Origin of the sequence: Frankia sp. Mgl5 (assembly GCF_023242985.1) — a bacterium.
GTDB classification, from domain to species: domain Bacteria; phylum Actinomycetota; class Actinomycetes; order Frankiales; family Frankiaceae; genus Parafrankia; species Parafrankia soli.
In genome coordinates, this window is sequence record NZ_JALKFY010000531.1 from 1 (window position 1) to 357 (window position 357).

Below are 357 nucleotides of genomic sequence, written 5' to 3' on the forward strand. Positions count from 1 at the left end.
GTCTTTTACCGTTTGGCGATACTCTGCCAGCAACAGCGGCGAAAAAGAGATTTCCTTGGACAGCTGCGTTTCACTGTCCACCAAGCGAAGTCCGCCTTCGTAGACAGGGTTGCGCTCTGCGTTTGTCAGCAGCTGTACCAGGGCAACTTCCTGTTTGGCCGCTTGCAAAAAGTTGATCCCCTGCTCATAGCCGTTTTCATACAAAAAGTCGGAGAACACCACCGAGACACCTGTTTTGCCATGAACGGCAGAGCCAGAGCGAAGCGCCTGGTTGATGTCGCCCGTGCCGTCCGGCGCAAGCGAACCGAGAAAGTGAAATAACTGCTGCGCCTTGCCTTTTCCATGCAGGGACAACAG

General features: G+C 54.3%; 1 pseudogene. It reads right to left on the reverse strand.

Annotated elements, in window-relative coordinates:
* Nucleotides 1-357 (reverse strand): annotated as a pseudogene (locus MXD62_RS10480) (DUF58 domain-containing protein); the annotation flags it as partial.